Below are 15873 nucleotides of genomic sequence, written 5' to 3'. Positions count from 1 at the left end.
CATTTGATGAGCCCGGCGATGGTCGCGGCAGCCGCCGTGACCGGCCGATTAACCGATGTGCGTCTGCTCGCCGTGGAAGGGGCCGCCTGATGGAGCGTTTTCTTCGCCTGTCGGGCCGCGTGGCAGTCATGCCGGCAGCCAATATCGATACCGACGTCATCATGCCCAAGGCGTTTCTCAAGGGCATCGATCGATCGGGGCTCGCCATCGGCCTGTTCCACGATCTGCGTTTCGATGAAAATGGCGCGGCACGCGATGATTTCATCCTGAACCGCAACGATATGGCGGATACGCGCTTCCTGCTCGTTGGGCCCAATTTCGGATGCGGGTCGTCGCGCGAACATGCCGTGTGGGGAATGCTCCAATATGGCATTCGCGGCATCATCGGCTCCTCATATGGTGCGATCTTTGCCGACAATGCCGCGAACAATGGCCTCCTCCTCCTGTCGCTGCCGCCCGAACAGGTGGCGGCGCTGATGGCCGAGCTCGACGACCGGGTCGGCGAAATGACCGTCGATCTCGAGGCGCAACGGATCGAGGCGGGCGGCTATGCGGGCGAATTCGATATCGACCCGGCGACGCGGCGCGCGCTGATGCTCGGCCTCGACCGGATCGGCGAGACGCTGACCCACGCCGAACAGATCCGCGCGTTCGAGAAAGCCTATCTTGGCCGCAAGCCGTGGCTTATGGGTGCGGACAGCAATGAGCCCTAGCCCCGAATATCCCGAACTCATGCCGGGCTTCAGCTGGCAGGACGTCGATGCGGACGGCGTAACGATCCGCGCCGCGGTCGGCGGATCGGGGCCGCCGCTGCTGCTGCTCCACGGCCATCCGCAGACGCACCTGACTTGGTTCAAGGTCGCGCCCGTGCTGGCGAAGCGCTTCACCGTCGTCGCGACTGACCTGCGCGGCTATGGCGATAGCCAGAAACCGCCGGGCGATCCCGCGCACGCCAATTATTCGAAACGCGTGATGGCGGCCGATCAGGTCGCGGTGATGGCCGCACTCGGCTTCGATCGCTTCGACGTCGTCGCGCACGATCGCGGCGCGCGTGTCGCGCACCGTATGGCGCTCGACCATCCGGACCACATCGCGCGGCTCGTGCTGCTCGACATCGCGCCGACCGCGACGATGTACGCGCAGACGAGCAAAGAATTTGCGACGCGCTATTTCTGGTGGTTCTTCCTGATCCAGCCGTTCGACCTGCCTGAACGGATGATCGCCGCCGATCCCGACTATTTCCTCGACCGCCACCTTGCAGGGCAGATCAAGGTAGACGGCGCGCTCGATCCGCGCGTCGTCGCCGAATATCGCCGCTGTTACCGCGATCCGGCAACCCGCCACGCGATCTGCGAGGATTATCGGGCGTCGGCGAGCGTCGACCTCGAACATGATGCGGCCGACGCCGGCCGGCGGGTGGAGGCGCCGCTGCTGCTGCTATGGGGGCAATATGGTACGGTCGGCACCTTGTTCGACGTCATCGAAAGCTGGCAGCCCAAGGCGCGCATCGTGCATGGCCGCGCTTTGCCTTGCGGCCATAGTCCGCAGGAGGAGGTGCCTGACCGCCTGTTGCAGGAACTGGACGCCTTCCTGATCTGAAGGGGCAACAGGGACGCGAGGGGAGGCGATCGTATCGTTTTGTTTCTGCGACGACAGGCCGTTCCCGATCCGCGACGAATCGTGCGCCGACCATTGACCTCGATCCCGCGCCGCCTACGTGGGCGCGGATGCTCTCCTCTCCCTTGCTCGCCTCGAACCACCTTTCCCGCGCCGCCATGACCGCCCCGACCATCCTGCTTGTCGAAGACGACCCGCCGCTCCGCACACTTACGGCGCGGGCGCTCCAGGAAAATGGCTATGTCGTTCGCCCCGCCGCAACGGCGGCCGAAATGTGGGCAACCTTCGATGCCGGCCCGATTGACCTGATCCTGCTCGACATCATGCTGCCGGGGACCAGCGGCATCGACTTGTGCAAGATGATCCGGCAGCGCAGCAGCGTTCCGATCATCTTCATCAGCGCGCGCGCTAGCGAGACCGACCGCGTCGTCGGCCTCGAACTCGGCGCGGACGATTATCTGGCCAAGCCCTTCGGAACGCGCGAACTGGTGGCCCGCGTTCGCGCCGTGCTGCGTCGCGGCGTCGTCGACGAGCGCCGCGAGACGCCGTCCAATTGTGCCGAATTCGACGGGATGACGGTCGATTTCGCCCGCCGCCAGCTCTTTTCCCGCGATGGCGCGATGATCCCGCTGACCGGCGCCGAATTCGATTTGCTCGCCAGCTTTTTGAGCCACCCGCTGCGTGTGATCGCGCGTGAACGCCTGATCGAATTGTCGCGGACCCGGATCGGCGATTCGTCCGACCGCAGCATCGACGTTCTCGTCAGCCGGCTGCGCCGCAAGCTGGCGGACGATGATCGGCCGGCGCCGTTCGTCACCGTCCGGGGTGTCGGCTATATGCTGAATGCCAGCGTCAACCGGCTTTGATGATCGCGCGTCCGTCACTCGGACTGATCGGTCGCATCGTCGGGATCATCCTGCTGACGGTGACGATGGAATTTGTCGTCAGCACACTCTTGTACGAGCGCGCGGGCGAGTTTTCAATCAAGGAGGATGAAGCGCGCCGGCTCGCCGAGCATCTGGTGATCGTTCATCGTCTGGTCGACGAGCGGCCCGCGGCCGAACGCCCGGCAATCGCCCGCTATCTTTCGACCGATCGCTACAAGGTCCATTGGCAGCGCACGGCGCCCGAACGCCATATACTTTCGGCCGAGCTGCGGCAGATGCGCGACCAGGTGGTCGAGTGGGAGCCGACGCTGGCAAGCGCCGGGCTGCAATTGCAGCTGGCCTCGCCGGTCAGTAACGACAAGGTTGCCGGCCAGATCAGCTTGACCGACGGCAGCTGGGTCCATTTCAAGATGTACGGGCTCGAGACCGGCTGGGCCCTGAAATTCAACCGGATCATGCTGGCCCTGATACCGGCCATCGCGTTTGCCATTTTGGGCGGCCTGCTGGTTCGGCAGACGTTGCGCCCGCTCAGGACATTGGGCCATGCGATCGAGAGCATGGGGCAGGGCGAGCGTATTGTTGTGCGCGAGGAAGGGACGAATGAGGTCCGCCAACTGATCCGCGCCTTCAACCAGATGCAGGATCAGATCAGCCGGATGATCGCCGATCGTACGCAGGCGCTCGCCGCTGTCGGCCATGATTTGCGCACGCCGCTCGCGCGGCTCCAGCTGCGCATCGACGGATCCAACGACACCGACCTGCGCGCCTCCTCCGAACGCGATATCGCCGAGATGGAGGAGATGATCGCGTCGGTGCTCGCCTATCTTGGCGGCGACGAGGATTCAGAGGCGCCGATGCGCGTCGATCTGGCCGTCCTCGTCGCGACATTGGTCGACGACATGACCGATCACGGCCATCGGATATGCTATGAGGGGCCCGATCACCTTGTCGCGACGCTGCGCCCCAACGCATTCAAGCGGGCGGTCGGCAATTTGATCGAGAATGCGATCCATTATGGCGAGGACGTCCGGGTCGGCCTGTCGGGCGATTCCGGGCGGATCGTGCTGCGCGTCGAAGATAACGGTCCCGGCATTCCCGCTGAATCCATTGCCGACGTGTTGCAACCCTTCGTCCGGCTCGATGCCGCGCGCAGTCGCAATACCAAGGGGCTGGGGCTCGGCCTCGCGATCGTGTCGCGGATGGTCGAACGCGAAGCCGGGGAGTTCACCCTGACCAACCGGATCGAAGGCGGCCTGCGCGCCGAGATCGCCTTGCCGCGCCCCGGTTCGGCCAAGCCGGTACCGCGGCAGCAATAATTCCTTACATTCATGCTGCGCCGCAGCAATCGAGGCCGCCTATCTGCCTCCTTCCAACGGTCGGGCCGCTGTCCCGCCCGCCCCCCAGCGAAGGAGTATCGGAATGAACGAGCTGATCGGACGCGTCTTCCATTTTGAAAAGCAGGTTTTCCCCAGCAACCTAGACCTGTACGCCAAACTCGCCACCGACGGGCAAAGCCCCAAGGCGCTGATGATTTCCTGCGCAGATTCGCGCGTCGTGCCCGAACATATCATGCAGGCGCAGCCCGGCGACCTGTTCGTCTGCCGCAACGCCGGCAATATTGTGCCTCCCTTTGCGACCGCGAACGGGGGCGTGTCATCAACGGTGGAATATGCCGTCCTCGCGCTCGGCGTGCGCGACATCATCGTGTGCGGTCATTCGGATTGCGGCGCGATGAAGGCGCTCGTGCACCCCGAAAGCCTCGACACCATGCCCAATGTCGCCGCCTGGCTGCGTCACTCGCACGCCGCCCAGCGCGTTGCGGCGGAAGGCTATCCCGAAGCCGAAGACCATCAGCGCGTGCGGATCGTCGCTATGGAAAATATCGTCGCGCAGATCGCGCATCTGCGCACGCATCCGTCAGTCGCTTTGGGGATCGCGCGAGGCGAAATCTCTCTGCACGGCTGGTTCGTCGATATCCATGCCGGCGCCGTGCTCGGCCTCGACGGCGAAACGGGCCGTTTCGTGCCGATGCGCGATGATCGTCCGCTGCCGGTGGCGCTCGCCGCCGGGCCGCGTCGCGCCGCCGACACGCTGCCGCTGGTCGCCGCCGAGTGACATCGATGACGTCGCAGTCCCCCTCCAACTGGCTGGCGCGCGACCTCACCGCGTCGGTCGTCGTCTTTCTCGTCGCGATGCCGCTGTGCATGGGCATCGCCATCGCGTCGGGCGTGCCGCCCGAGAAGGGCCTAATCACCGGCATCATCGGCGGTATCGTCGTCGGCCTGCTCGCGGGGTCGCCGCTGCAGGTCAGCGGTCCTGCGGCGGGTCTCGCGGTGATCGTTTTCGAAATCGTCCAGCGCCACGGCCTCGCCGCACTCGGGCCGATCCTCGTCGTCGCCGGGCTGATCCAGTTCCTCGCCGGGGTGATGAAGCTCGGTGGATGGTTCCGCGCCATTTCGCCTGCGGTCGTCCACGGGATGCTCGCGGGGATCGGCGTGCTGATCGTCGTCGGTCAGTTCCACGTGCTGTTCGACGCCAGTCCGCTCGCCAGCGGGCTTGAAAATCTGGTCGCGATCCCGGGCCGCGTTCTCGGTCTCGACGGACCGGCCATACCTGCGCTGTTCATCGGCCTCGTCGCGATCGGCTGCACGTTGTTCTGGGACAAGAAGCGTCCAGCCGCGCTGCGTTTGCTGCCTGGCGCGCTCATCGGCGTCGTCCTTGCAACGCTGATCGCGTCGTTCGCGGGGCTGGACGTGGCGCGCGTCGACGTGCCCGAATCGATCACCGCGGCGATCGCGCCGCCGACGATGGCGGGGCTTGGCGCGATGCTGACCCCGACGCTGATGATTACGGCGATCGCGATCGCCTTCATCGCCAGCGCCGAGACCCTGCTGTCGGCGGCGGCGGTCGACCGGATGCACGACGGCGTGCGCACCGATTACAACAAGGAATTGCGCGCGCAGGGCGTCGGCAATTTCCTGTGCGGCGCGGCCGGCGCGCTGCCGATGACCGGCGTCATCGTCCGCAGCTCGGCGAACGTTCAGGCGGGTGCGGTCACGCGGATGTCCGCAGTGCTCCACGGGATCTGGATCCTGGCGCTGGTTGCGGCGATGCCGTGGCTGCTGCGCCAGATTCCGATGGCGGCGCTCGGCGGGATCCTTGTCGTCACCGGCTGGAAACTCGTCAGCCTGCGCCACGTGCGTCACCTGCTCAAATCACACGGCCCGCTGCCCGCGGTGATCTGGGCGGCGACGCTCGTCATGGTGGTCGCGACCGACCTGTTGACCGGCGTTCTAGTCGGGCTTGCCCTGTCGCTGGTCGAGATCGTCCCCAATATGCGGCGGCTCAAGCTCGACGTCGACCAGAGCGAAGACGACGATGGTCACGAGCTCCGGCTCGCGGGCGTGGCGAGCTTTGTCTCGTTGCCCAAATTGTCGTCGGCGCTTGACGCGTTGCCCGCCGATCGCCGCGTCAGCATGAATCTGTCGGGCCTGCGCTCGATCGACCATAGTTGCGCGGAGCTGCTCGCCGAATGGTGGCAACGCCGCCGGTCGCGCGGCGGCGAGGTCGAAGTGCATGGCGCGCAGGGCCGCCTCGCTACCTTGCTAGCGCATTGACGGTGTGGCGGGGCGACCATGGTCGCCCCGCCACCACAATAGCCGCTGCAAAGTCCGGGATCGTCGCCCCCCGATCGTCGCCCGAAGGCGGAGCGGGGGCTGGTGCCGGCTGTCAGACTCGAACTGACGACCTACCGCTTACAAGGCGGTTGCTCTACCAACTGAGCTAAGCCGGCGCTGTCGGTCCCCTAAGCATTTTTTGGCGGGATGGAAATATCCGACAACCGAAATTTCGGCCGGTCGTCACACGATGCCAAAGGTCCAGCCTTCGGTCCGGGCCAGGCGATCGGTCAGCGGGGCAGGGGACCAGGGCGCTGGCTCGGCCGCGATCGAACGCAGCCATGCGGCGGAAAGCAGCGCATCGGCGGCATGGTCGCTGATCGGTCCGCGGGTGTGCACGGGAGGCGAGCCCAGCCTCGCAAGCGCCGCGTCGAGCGCTTCGCCGTCGCGGATCTTGCTGCGCCCGGGGGGCAGACCGGCGGCCCGCGCGGCGAGACTGGTATAGATTTCGACCAGCAGCGGGCCGGTGCGCGGCACCGGATCGACCGGCCAGAGCGGCATCCGGCCGCGCAACCGATGGAGCAGGCGCATCCCCGACAGGCTGGCCTTGCCGACCTGTGCCGCGCCGACAAGGTTGAAATTGCTGACGCTCGCGGCCTGCTTCGTCTCGCGCTGATGCTGTTCGACGATGCGCAATCGTCCGCCGCCGGGAAGAAACAGGTCGCCGACGTCGCCGCCGCTCTGGCGGAAATGCCGCCTTGCATCGGCATGGGCAAGGAAGCTTCCCGCCTCATAATGCGGATCGGTCGCCGCCAGCCGTTCGACCAGCGCCCAGAGCCCCGGCATGTCGGCTGGGCTGTTCGTCCATTCGGGGAAATAGGCGCCCCGGTCCATGAACGCGAAGGCCGCCGAAAAATCGAACCCAACCAGCACATCGTCGCCAGCCGCTGCGGCCGCTTCGAGCCAGCCGAGGATTTCGGCGCGCGACCAGATATGGCCGGGCCGGACCAGCGCCGGCGCCGCCTTGCCGCTGGCGACGGCAAGCGCGATCCCGCGCTGGCGTTCGCCGCGGGCGCCCGACCAGTCGAGGGCAGCGAAATGGGTGAAGCGGCGCATGCGCGCGCCTTAGCGCATCCCTATCTCCTTGCACAAAGGCTTGCGGCGCCCCACATGCCCCTGATGCTGATCGAAACCGAATCGACGCCCAATCCCGCGACGCTGAAATTCCTGCCCGGCCGGGCGGTGATGGAGACAGGAACCCGCGACTTCGCGAGCCCAGAAGAGGCCGAGGCGTCGCCGCTCGCGAGCGCTCTCTTTTCGCTCGGCGACGTGACGGGCGTCTTCTTCGGCCGCGAATTCGTGTCGGTGACGATCGCGCCCGGCGCCGGATGGGCCGATGTGAAGCCCGACGTATTGGGTATCGTGATGGATCATTTCCTTGCCGATGTGCCGTTGTTCAACGCCGCGAGCGCGGGCTTTTCGGTCCCCGCCGAAGATGCGGGCTTCGCCGACGATCCCGCCGACGCCGATATTATCGACCAGATCAAGGAACTCATCGAAACGCGCGTCCGCCCCGCAGTCGCCAACGACGGCGGCGACATCGTCTATCGCGGTTTTGACAAGGGCAATGTGTATCTGAAGATGCAGGGCGCCTGCGCTGGATGCCCGTCGTCGACGGCAACTTTGAAAAATGGCATCGAGTCCCTCTTGAAACATTATGTTCCCGAGGTAACGGCTGTTCACGCCGTCTGACCATTTTTCTCCGAGGAGTTAGCCCATGAGCGAGCCGCTTTCCGACAGCGCTCTCGACCAGCTGTTTCGTACCGCGCGGACCTATAACGGCTATCTCGACAAGCCCGTATCGGAAACGCAGCTCCACGCGATCTGGGATTTGGTGAAGTTCGGCCCGACGAGCGCGAACAGCCTGCCGGCACGGATCATCTGGTGCGTGTCGGACGAGGCGAAAGCCAAGCTCGCGGCCTTTGCCTTGCCCGCGAACGCCGAAAAGATCTTGGCGGCGCCAGTCACCGCCATCATCGCCGCCGACCATGAATTTTACGAGCATCTGCCCGAGCTGTTCCCGCACACCGATGCGCGCAGCTGGTTTGTGGGCAACGAGGCGCTGGCCGCGACCACGGCATTCCGCAACTCGAGCCTCCAGGGCGCCTATTTCATCCTCGCCGCGCGCGCGCTCGGACTCGATACCGGGCCGATGTCGGGCTTTAACAATGCCGCGGTCGACGAAGCCTTTTTCGCCGACCAGCCGCAGGTGAAGAGCAATTTCATCTCGACCCTCGGCTATGGCGATCCCGCAACGATCTTCGAGCGCAGCCCGCGTCCGGACTTCGCGCGCTTCAACCGCATCGCCTGAGCGCCTCGCTCCTCGCCCTATGCGATACCTTGTCATCGATTCGGCGAGTGAAGCCTGTTCGGTGGCGCTGATCGAGGCCGGCGCGGTCGTCGATTATCGTCACGATGTCATCGGCCGCGGTCATGCCGAACGGCTCGTTCCGCTGATCGCCGAGCTGGCGCATGGCGGCCGCGCGGATATCGTTGTCGCCGGATGTGGGCCAGGCAGCTTTGCCGGTGTACGGATAGGAGTCGCTGCGTCGCGTGCGCTCGGGCTCGGCTGGCAGGTACCCGTGCGCGGTTTTTCGACGCCCGCCCTCGTCGCGGCGGGCGCGGCCGACGAGATCGCGGCGGCCGGCGGGGCGCTGGTCGTCATGGAGGGCGGCCATGGGCAATGGTTCGTCCAATCCTTCGCCGCCGACCTGTCGCCGCGCGGCGCGGTAAACTCGCTGCTGCCGGACGACGCGATCTGCCTCGGCGAAGAGCTGGTGGTCGGCAATCGCGCCGACACTTTCGTGACGCACCGCGGTGCAGGGCGCGCGCTTCAGGCGCTGCCCGACGCGCGGGCCTTTCTGCGCCTGCCACCTTCCGCGCTGATCGACCGGCCGACGCCGATCTATGGCCGCGCGCCCGATGCCAAGCCGATGGCGCAGGCATGACGGCCGATATCCACATCGCCACCGCGCGCGTCGCCGACCTAGCGGCGGTGATGCGCGTAATGGATGCTGCCTTCGATCCCGCCTATGGCGAGGCGTGGAGCGGCGCGCAGCTATTGACCCTTTTTGCGCTGCCGTCGGCCCGCGTCCGCGTCGCGTGGGACGGCGAACGCCCTTGCGGCTTTTCGGCGGCGCGGATCGCCGGACCGGAGAGCGAATTATTGTTGCTGGCGGTCGATCCCGACTATCGCGCGGGCGGTATTGGATCACTATTGATGGACGACTGGCAGCTATGGGCGGCGAGTCAGGGCGCTGACGAATATTTCCTCGAAATGCGCGCGGATAACGACGCCGTCCATCTGTATCGGCGGTCCGGATTTTCGGAATGCGGGCGTCGGCCCGCTTATTATCGCGGCAATGACGGCGTTCTTCGCGATGCGGTTACCATGCGCCGGCTCCGTGATTGTGGAAAAACCGACTGATCGGTCATTGCGGATTTGCATCCAAAGTGGCAGTAATCCGCGCGGCGGAAGAACATATCCAATATTCGCTGTCGATGCTTCTGGGTTATATAATAAGGAATAGTCTCATGTCCGATCAAGCCGATACCAATGAGATGCTTGTTACGTTGACCGCCGACATTGTCGCGGCGCATGTCAGCAACAACAGCGTCGCCATTTCTGATCTCTCCATTCTGATCAACAATGTCCACGCCGCGCTATCGGGCCTGGGCAACGCTCCGGTCGTCGAAGAAAAGCCGGTGCCTGCGGTCTCGATCCGCACGTCGGTTAAGCCCGACTATATTGTCTGCCTCGAAGACGGCAAAAAGCTGAAGATGCTGCGCCGCCATCTGATGACGCATTATGGCATGAGCCCCGACGATTATCGCGCGAAGTGGGGCCTGCCCGCCGACTATCCGATGGTCGCTCCCAATTATGCCGAAAAGCGCCGCGCGCTGGCGAAGGAAATCGGCCTCGGCACCAAGGGCCGTGGCGGCGGGCGCAAGCGCAAGAAGGTCTGACGCGCGCCACTGCGCCGTGGCAGAGAGGGTTGGGGGCGGCGCCGTCGGGTGCCGCCCTTGTCCTATCAGCGGCACGACCCTATACTCTTCTCATAACAAAGACGCGGCTGCATCTTGCAGGAAAGGCGAGCATGTCAGGTACCATCGATCTCGAAGCATTATGCCACGAAAAGGGGCTGCGCATCACCGAGCAGCGCCGCATCATCGCGCGTGTCATCTCCGATTCCGAAGATCATCCCGACGTCGAGACGTTGTATGAGCGTGCGTCCAAGATCGACAGCGGCATCTCGATCGCGACCGTTTACCGCACAGTGCGCCTGTTCGAAGAGGCGGGAATCCTCGACCGGCACGATTTCGGCGACGGCCGCTCGCGTTACGAGGCGGCGCCCGAGGCGCATCACGACCATCTGATCGACGTCGAAACCGGCAAGGTGATTGAATTCGTCGATCCCGAACTCGAAGCGTTGCAGAAGGTGATCGCCGAGCGGCTTGGCTTCCGCCTCGTCGACCATCGCATGGAGCTTTATGGTGTCGCCCTCGATCGCAAGCGCGACTGATCGCGCATCGATCACCTGGCGGACGGTTGCCCGTCTCGCCCTGATGGTGCTGACGCTTCTTTTCCTGATCGTCCCGCATCTTTTCTATCGTGCCGCCGGTCGGCCCTCGCCGATGGTCATGGCGTTCCTCAACGCCGTCGGCTGGATCGCGGGCCTGCGCATAAAGACCACCGGCACGCGGCTCCGGCGCGATGTGCTGTTCGTGTCGAACCATGTCAGCTGGCTCGACATTCTCGCGCTCGGCGGGGCCGCGCGATCGGCCTTTGTTTCAAAGGCCGAGGTCGGGACGACGCCGCTCGTTGGCTGGCTCGCCGACCAGAACCATACGGTCTACGTCCAGCGCGAGGCGCGGCGTGAGATCCACAATCAGGCAAACGACCTCCGCAATGCGCTCGCGCGCGGTCGGCCGGTGACCTTGTTCCCCGAAGGCACGACGGGGCCGGGCGACGGCCTGCTGCCCTTTCGCGCGTCGCTGTTCCAAGCTGTGATCCCGACGCCGCCAAAGCTGCGTATCCAGCCGGTCCTGCTCGATTATGGCGCGGAGGCGAACGACATCGCGTGGCTCGACCCCGAATCCGGGCTGGACAATTTCAAGCGGCTGCTCGCGCGCAAACGGCCGGTTCATCTGACGATCCACTATCTCGACCCGCTGCCCGACGCCGTCGAAGGCGACCGCAAACTGCTCGCCGAAGCGGCCCGCTCCGCAATTGCCGCGGAAATTGCCCGGTCTTCCGCCGGCGCCCCGCTTCGCCTATAGCGCGCCGATGAAATCCGACTCTCCCCCAAATCCCCAGAAGACTTTTCACGTCAAATCCTTCGGCTGCCAGATGAACGTCTATGACGGCGAGCGCATGGCCGAGATGCTCGGCGCCGAAGGCTATGTCGCGGCCGCCGACGGCGCCGACGCCGATCTCGTCGTGCTCAACACCTGTCACATCCGCGAAAAGGCGGCCGAGAAAGTCTATTCGGACATCGGCCGACTGAAGCGCGCCGACGGCAGCACGCCGACCATCGCCGTCGCCGGCTGCGTCGCGCAGGCCGAGGGCGCCGAGATCGCGCGCCGCGCGCCGAGCGTCGATGTCGTGGTGGGCCCGCAGGCGTATCATCGCCTGCCCGACCTCATCGCGCGCGCCGAGCGCGGCGAGAAGGCGGTCGACCTCGACATGCCGCTCGAAAGCAAGTTCGGCGCGCTGCCGAAACGCAGCGAAAACCAGCGCCCGACCGCCTTCCTGACGGTGCAGGAGGGCTGCGACAAATTCTGCACCTATTGCGTCGTCCCCTATACGCGCGGCGCGGAGATCAGCCGGCCCTTTGCCGACCTAATCGCCGAAGCGCGCGCGCTCGTCGCGGGTGGCGTCCGCGAAATCACGCTGCTGGGGCAGAATGTGAATGCGTGGGACGGCGAGGACGACAAGGGCAGGGCGATCGGCCTCGATGGGCTGATCCGCGAGCTCGCGCGTGAGGACGGCTTGGAGCGCATTCGCTATACGACAAGCCACCCCAATGACATGACCGACGGACTGATCGCCGCACATGGCGAGGTCGACAAGCTGATGCCTTTCCTCCACCTGCCGGTGCAGGCGGGCAGCGACCGCATCCTCGCGGCGATGAACCGCAGCCACAGTGTCGAGAGCTATCTTCGTGTCATCGCGCGCGTTCGCGAAGCGCGCCCCGACATCGCGATCTCGGGCGACTTCATCGTCGGCTTCCCGGGCGAGAGCGAAGCGGATTTTCAGGCGACGCTCGATATCGTTCGCGCGACCAATTACGCGATGGCGTACAGCTTCAAATATTCGCGCCGTCCGGGCACGCCCGCGGCGACGATGGACGGGCAGGTTTCCGAAGCCGAAATGAACGACCGGCTCCAGCGGCTGCAGGCGTTGCTCAACGAACAGCAGCAGGCGTTCAACGAAGCGACCGTCGGCCGCACCACGCGCCTGCTTCTTGAGCGCAAGGGCAAGCTCGAAGGTCAGCTGATCGGCAAGTCACCCTGGCTCCAGTCGGTACACGTCGTCGCGCCGGGATTGAAGATCGGAGACATGATCGATGTCCGCGTCACGTCGGCCGGTCCGAACAGCCTCGGCGCCGAGCCGCTGATGGAAGCGGTCGCCTAGTGCCAAGGGCGGAAGCTGTCTCCACGAAGACACACCCCGTCTCCTTCCGTCGCATTCCGAACCCGCAGGAGATGGACTCCCGTCTTGGCGGGGCTACAGTCGCCTTGTCGCCAGAAGGAGCCTTGCCCACGTGTCCAAACGCCCGCTGACCGCCGCCACCCCCGCCGAACCCGGCGACCGCGTCCGATTGACGGCGGAATTCGAGCGAACGCAGCTTTTGGGTATTCTTTTCGGCGAGTTCGACCGCAACCTCGTCGCGATCGAGAACCGCCTCGGCGTCTATATCTCGGCGCGCGGTAACCGCGTGCAGATCGAGGGCGAGGCCGAGGCTGCGGCGCGCGCGCGCGACGTGCTCACCGACCTTTATGACCGCATCGAAAAGGGGCAGGAGGTCGACGCCGGCATGGTCGATGGGGTGATCGCGATGTCGGCGCAGCCGACGCTCGATGGCATCATCCGTCACGACGCGAGCGAGGCGCCCGCGGTGATGATCCGCACGCGCAAAAAGACGATCGTCCCGCGCGCGCCGTCGCAGGTCCCCTATATGCAGGCGCTCGCGCGCGACGACGTGATTTTCGCGCTCGGCCCGGCGGGCACCGGCAAGACCTATCTCGCCGTCGCGCAGGCTGTCGCGCAGCTCATCACCGGCAGCGTCCAGCGCCTGATCCTCTCGCGCCCCGCAGTCGAAGCAGGGGAAAAGCTCGGCTTCCTCCCCGGCGATATGAAGGAAAAGGTCGATCCCTATCTCCGTCCGCTGTACGACGCGCTCCACGACTGCCTGCCCGCCGAGCAGGTCGAGCGCCGCATCGCGAGCGGCGAGATCGAGATCGCCCCGCTCGCCTTCATGCGCGGTCGCACGCTCGCCGATGCCTTCATCATCCTCGACGAGGCGCAGAATACGACGATCCCGCAGATGAAGATGTTCCTGACGCGTTTCGGCATGAACAGCCGCATGGTCATCTGCGGCGACCCCAAACAGGTCGACCTGCCGATGCCCGCGACCTCGGGCCTTGCCGACGCCGTCGCGCGGCTCGAAGGGCTGGAGGGGATCAACGTCAGCCGTTTCACCAGCGCCGACGTCGTCCGCCATCCGATCGTCGGGCGCATCGTCGAAGCTTATGAAGGGCCGGGGAGTTAGCTTCCCACCTTCCGAAACGTCACCGTCACCGACGTTTCTTCCATATTGGGCGCGATTTCGCGCGTGCCCTTGCGCACCACGCCGTCGGGCCATTTCACCTGGTAGACGAAGCGTCCATAGGGCTTGGTGCGCGCGACGCCGGTTTCCCACTCATTCCATTTGCACGCGAAACGGTCCCACGGGTCGGGTTGGCGGCGCGTGCAGACCTTGAAGGCGAAGGCGTTGATCAGCAGCACTTCGCCACCCGCCGGCACCGTGCGGACGACGATCGGGCCCCCTTCGCCCGCGCCGCAGCCGCCCTCGACGATCACGCGGGGCAGGGTCGGTGCGAGCCGTCGCCGGTTCGCCTCGATCGCGGCGGCAAGCTCGGCGTCGAGCCCGGCGGCGGGATCGTCGAAATCCCCGGGCGGCGGTGCGGTGTCGTCGGGCGGTGTGAACGTACCGGCAAGCTTAACGTCGGCTTCGCTGCGCCCGCCGTCGATGGCGATCAGCTTGCGTTCGTAATCGACGAGCGGGCGGGCATAGACGGCTTCGGGATAGCTCAGCCGCGCGAGTTCGGCGCGCAGGCGCGATATTTCGAGCGCGGTGCGGCCATAGCGCGACAGCGCCGGATCGTCGGGCGTGAAGGGCACACCCTCGGCGGTACAGTCGATCACGTCATAACATTGGCTGCCACCCTCGAAACAGTCGAAGAGGATTTGGCTGCGCGCGCGGGGGGCTTCGGCAATCTGCGCCTCGGCGGCGATGCGCACGTCGTAATAGCCAGGGGGATACCAGTCGCGCACGGGGATGGCCGCCTCGATCGCTTTCAGCGCCGCGGCGTCGGGCGGCGTCTGTGCCAGCGCCGCCGACGGCAACGCCGCCGCCGCCATCCCTATGATCCTTGCCGACAGTCGCATGTCACCTCTCCCGTTTGATCCGGCGCGGCGCGCTCAGCCATCCCGCAACCAGCGCCGCACCCGCCGCAGCCATGATTGCCCACGCCGCCCCAAGGGTCAGCTTGATGCGACCGATCGACGCCGCCGTCCATAGTGCCGCGGGGTCATAGGCGGCGTCGGCGAGCGCATCCGAAGGCAGGTCGGGACAACTGGCTTCATAGACGAGCCTCGCATCGGCGGTGCATTCGCTGCCGCGCACCAGCGGCGCACTCCCGAGGCCCGCGACGACATAATGGCTGTAGGTCCAGCCATAGCCGGCGGCTGCGAGCAGGAGCAGCGCTGCGATCGCGGCGCGTCCCGCGCCTGCCGCAGCCCAGGCTGCGCGCCCGCCGGCGCCGACCAGCGCCGCCACCCCGATTGCGAGCAAGGCCGCCAGCCAGCCCATCGGCGAATCCGGCGGCGCAAGGCCGCCGAGCCAGCCAGCCAGGAGGAGCAGCGCGAGCCCGGTGCCGCCCGCCAGCGCGCGCACCAGCCCGTTGTTCCAGTCGATCCGTCCGGCCCCGCGCGGCACCGCCGGCCGATAGGCGCGCGCATCGGCGTCCCCCGACGTCAGCTGTTCGATCACCGCGGCGAGCCGCACGACATGGTCCTCGACCGGGGGCGAAAGCGCGTCGAACCAGTGCGGCACACTCATGAAATATTCCATGCTGCCCGCGGGCAGGACGTCCTCGATACGGAAGGGGATGATCGGCAGCCCGTGGCTCACCGCGCGCTCGACCTCGCGCAGGATTTGCGGGGAGGTGTTCGCATGCCGCGAAAAGATGAGGACGAACAGGGTCGCTCCCTTGATCCCGCCGATGATCGATTCGCCCCATTCCTTGCCGGGAACGATGTCGCGCGGCGCGATCCAGCAGCGATGCCCGCGCTCCTCGAGCAGCGCACACACCATGTTCGCCACGGCGCCGTCTTTCGACGAATAGCTGATGAAGACTTGCGTCGCCGCCATGGTTCATCCCCCCGGGCGGCACCATGGCGCTCT

Annotated in this window: 18 protein-coding genes and 1 tRNA gene; 15 read left to right on the top strand and 4 right to left on the bottom strand. The window is 65.9% G+C overall.

Translation table 11 applies throughout. The features are described from left to right. The first annotated feature begins 89 nt into the window (after positions 1-89). From leuD to ATE71_RS20275, 6 genes are all read left to right on the top strand, one after another. Positions 90-713 carry a 3-isopropylmalate dehydratase small subunit gene (gene leuD / locus ATE71_RS20300; protein ID WP_058805148.1) on the top strand — a complete coding sequence of 208 codons (624 nt, stop codon included), beginning with the start codon at positions 90-92 and terminating at the stop codon, positions 711-713. Continuing rightward, positions 703-1599 carry an alpha/beta fold hydrolase gene (locus ATE71_RS20295; protein WP_058805147.1) on the top strand — a complete coding sequence of 299 codons (897 nt, stop codon included), beginning with the start codon at positions 703-705 and terminating at the stop codon, positions 1597-1599. Before leuD ends, ATE71_RS20295 begins: the two co-directional genes overlap by 11 nt. A 176-nt stretch (positions 1600-1775) precedes the next feature. Further along, the gene (locus tag ATE71_RS20290; protein ID WP_058805146.1) at positions 1776-2483 is read left to right on the top strand and encodes a response regulator transcription factor; all 708 of its coding nucleotides are present in this window, start codon (positions 1776-1778) and stop codon (positions 2481-2483) included. Further along, entirely contained in the window at positions 2483-3820 is a 1338-nt protein-coding gene (locus tag ATE71_RS20285; protein ID WP_058805145.1) for an ATP-binding protein, read from the top strand. The genes ATE71_RS20290 and ATE71_RS20285 overlap by 1 nt, the downstream gene beginning before the upstream one ends. Positions 3821-3923: 103 nt before the next feature. Continuing rightward, positions 3924-4619 (top strand): carbonic anhydrase, encoded by a 696-nt coding sequence (locus tag ATE71_RS20280; RefSeq protein ID WP_058805144.1) that lies wholly within the window; start codon positions 3924-3926, stop codon positions 4617-4619. Positions 4620-4624: 5 nt separating this feature from the next. Then, positions 4625-6121 carry a SulP family inorganic anion transporter gene (locus ATE71_RS20275; protein WP_058805143.1) on the top strand — a complete coding sequence of 499 codons (1497 nt, stop codon included), beginning with the start codon at positions 4625-4627 and terminating at the stop codon, positions 6119-6121. A gap of 100 nt (positions 6122-6221) precedes the next feature. Here ATE71_RS20275 and ATE71_RS20270 read toward each other — a convergent pair. Together ATE71_RS20270 and ATE71_RS20265 are read right to left on the bottom strand one after the other, a co-directional pair. Continuing rightward, a tRNA-Thr gene (locus tag ATE71_RS20270) sits at positions 6222-6297 on the bottom strand. A 67-nt stretch (positions 6298-6364) separates the two neighbouring features. Next, the gene (locus ATE71_RS20265; RefSeq protein ID WP_058805142.1) at positions 6365-7237 is read right to left on the bottom strand and encodes a hypothetical protein; all 873 of its coding nucleotides are present in this window, start codon (positions 7235-7237) and stop codon (positions 6365-6367) included. Positions 7238-7300: 63 nt separating this feature from the next. On the opposite strand from ATE71_RS20265, the gene ATE71_RS20260 reads away from it, so the two are divergent. The 9 genes from ATE71_RS20260 (at position 7301) to ATE71_RS20220 (ending at position 13956) form a co-directional block, all read left to right on the top strand. Then, positions 7301-7873 (top strand): NifU family protein, encoded by a 573-nt coding sequence (locus ATE71_RS20260; RefSeq protein ID WP_058805156.1) that lies wholly within the window; start codon positions 7301-7303, stop codon positions 7871-7873. A gap of 25 nt (positions 7874-7898) precedes the next feature. Then, positions 7899-8492, top strand: a complete 594-nt coding sequence (locus tag ATE71_RS20255; protein WP_058805141.1) for a malonic semialdehyde reductase — start codon at positions 7899-7901, stop codon at positions 8490-8492. A 19-nt stretch (positions 8493-8511) separates the two neighbouring features. Beyond that, the gene (gene tsaB, locus ATE71_RS20250; protein ID WP_058805140.1) at positions 8512-9129 is read left to right on the top strand and encodes a tRNA (adenosine(37)-N6)-threonylcarbamoyltransferase complex dimerization subunit type 1 TsaB; all 618 of its coding nucleotides are present in this window, start codon (positions 8512-8514) and stop codon (positions 9127-9129) included. After that, positions 9126-9608, top strand: a complete 483-nt coding sequence (locus ATE71_RS20245) for a GNAT family N-acetyltransferase (RefSeq protein ID WP_058805139.1) — start codon at positions 9126-9128, stop codon at positions 9606-9608. The genes tsaB and ATE71_RS20245 overlap by 4 nt, the downstream gene beginning before the upstream one ends. 107 nt (positions 9609-9715) lie before the next feature. Then, positions 9716-10147, top strand: coding sequence for a MucR family transcriptional regulator (locus ATE71_RS20240; RefSeq protein WP_058805155.1), 432 nt, complete (start codon positions 9716-9718; stop codon positions 10145-10147). Positions 10148-10278: 131 nt separating this feature from the next. Next, positions 10279-10704, top strand: coding sequence for a Fur family transcriptional regulator (locus tag ATE71_RS20235; RefSeq protein ID WP_058805138.1), 426 nt, complete (start codon positions 10279-10281; stop codon positions 10702-10704). Beyond that, on the top strand, positions 10673-11461 hold the full coding sequence (locus ATE71_RS20230) for a lysophospholipid acyltransferase family protein (RefSeq protein WP_235588091.1): 789 nt from the start codon (positions 10673-10675) through the stop codon (positions 11459-11461). The genes ATE71_RS20235 and ATE71_RS20230 overlap by 32 nt, the downstream gene beginning before the upstream one ends. Before the next feature lie 7 nt (positions 11462-11468). Then, positions 11469-12818, top strand: a complete 1350-nt coding sequence (gene miaB, locus ATE71_RS20225; protein ID WP_058805153.1) for a tRNA (N6-isopentenyl adenosine(37)-C2)-methylthiotransferase MiaB — start codon at positions 11469-11471, stop codon at positions 12816-12818. A 130-nt stretch (positions 12819-12948) separates the two neighbouring features. After that, a complete protein-coding gene (locus ATE71_RS20220; protein ID WP_058805137.1) occupies positions 12949-13956 on the top strand; it encodes a PhoH family protein in 1008 nt (335 codons plus the stop codon). On the opposite strand, the gene ATE71_RS20215 is transcribed toward ATE71_RS20220, so the two are convergent. Continuing rightward, positions 13953-14855: a hypothetical protein gene (locus tag ATE71_RS20215; RefSeq protein ID WP_152998868.1), complete on the bottom strand. Its 903-nt coding sequence runs from the start codon at positions 14853-14855 to the stop codon at positions 13953-13955. The two genes, ATE71_RS20220 and ATE71_RS20215, sit on opposite strands and share 4 nt — an antisense overlap. A 1-nt stretch (position 14856) precedes the next feature. Continuing rightward, positions 14857-15840 (bottom strand): toll/interleukin-1 receptor domain-containing protein, encoded by a 984-nt coding sequence (locus ATE71_RS20210; protein ID WP_058805135.1) that lies wholly within the window; start codon positions 15838-15840, stop codon positions 14857-14859. Positions 15841-15873: the final 33 nt, after the last annotated feature.

The organism is Sphingopyxis sp. H115, from assembly GCF_001468465.1.
In the GTDB taxonomy this organism is placed as follows: Bacteria; Pseudomonadota; Alphaproteobacteria; order Sphingomonadales; family Sphingomonadaceae; genus Sphingopyxis.
The sequence above is the reverse complement of the archived record's forward strand: the minus strand, read 5'-3'. Positions and strand labels throughout refer to the sequence as shown.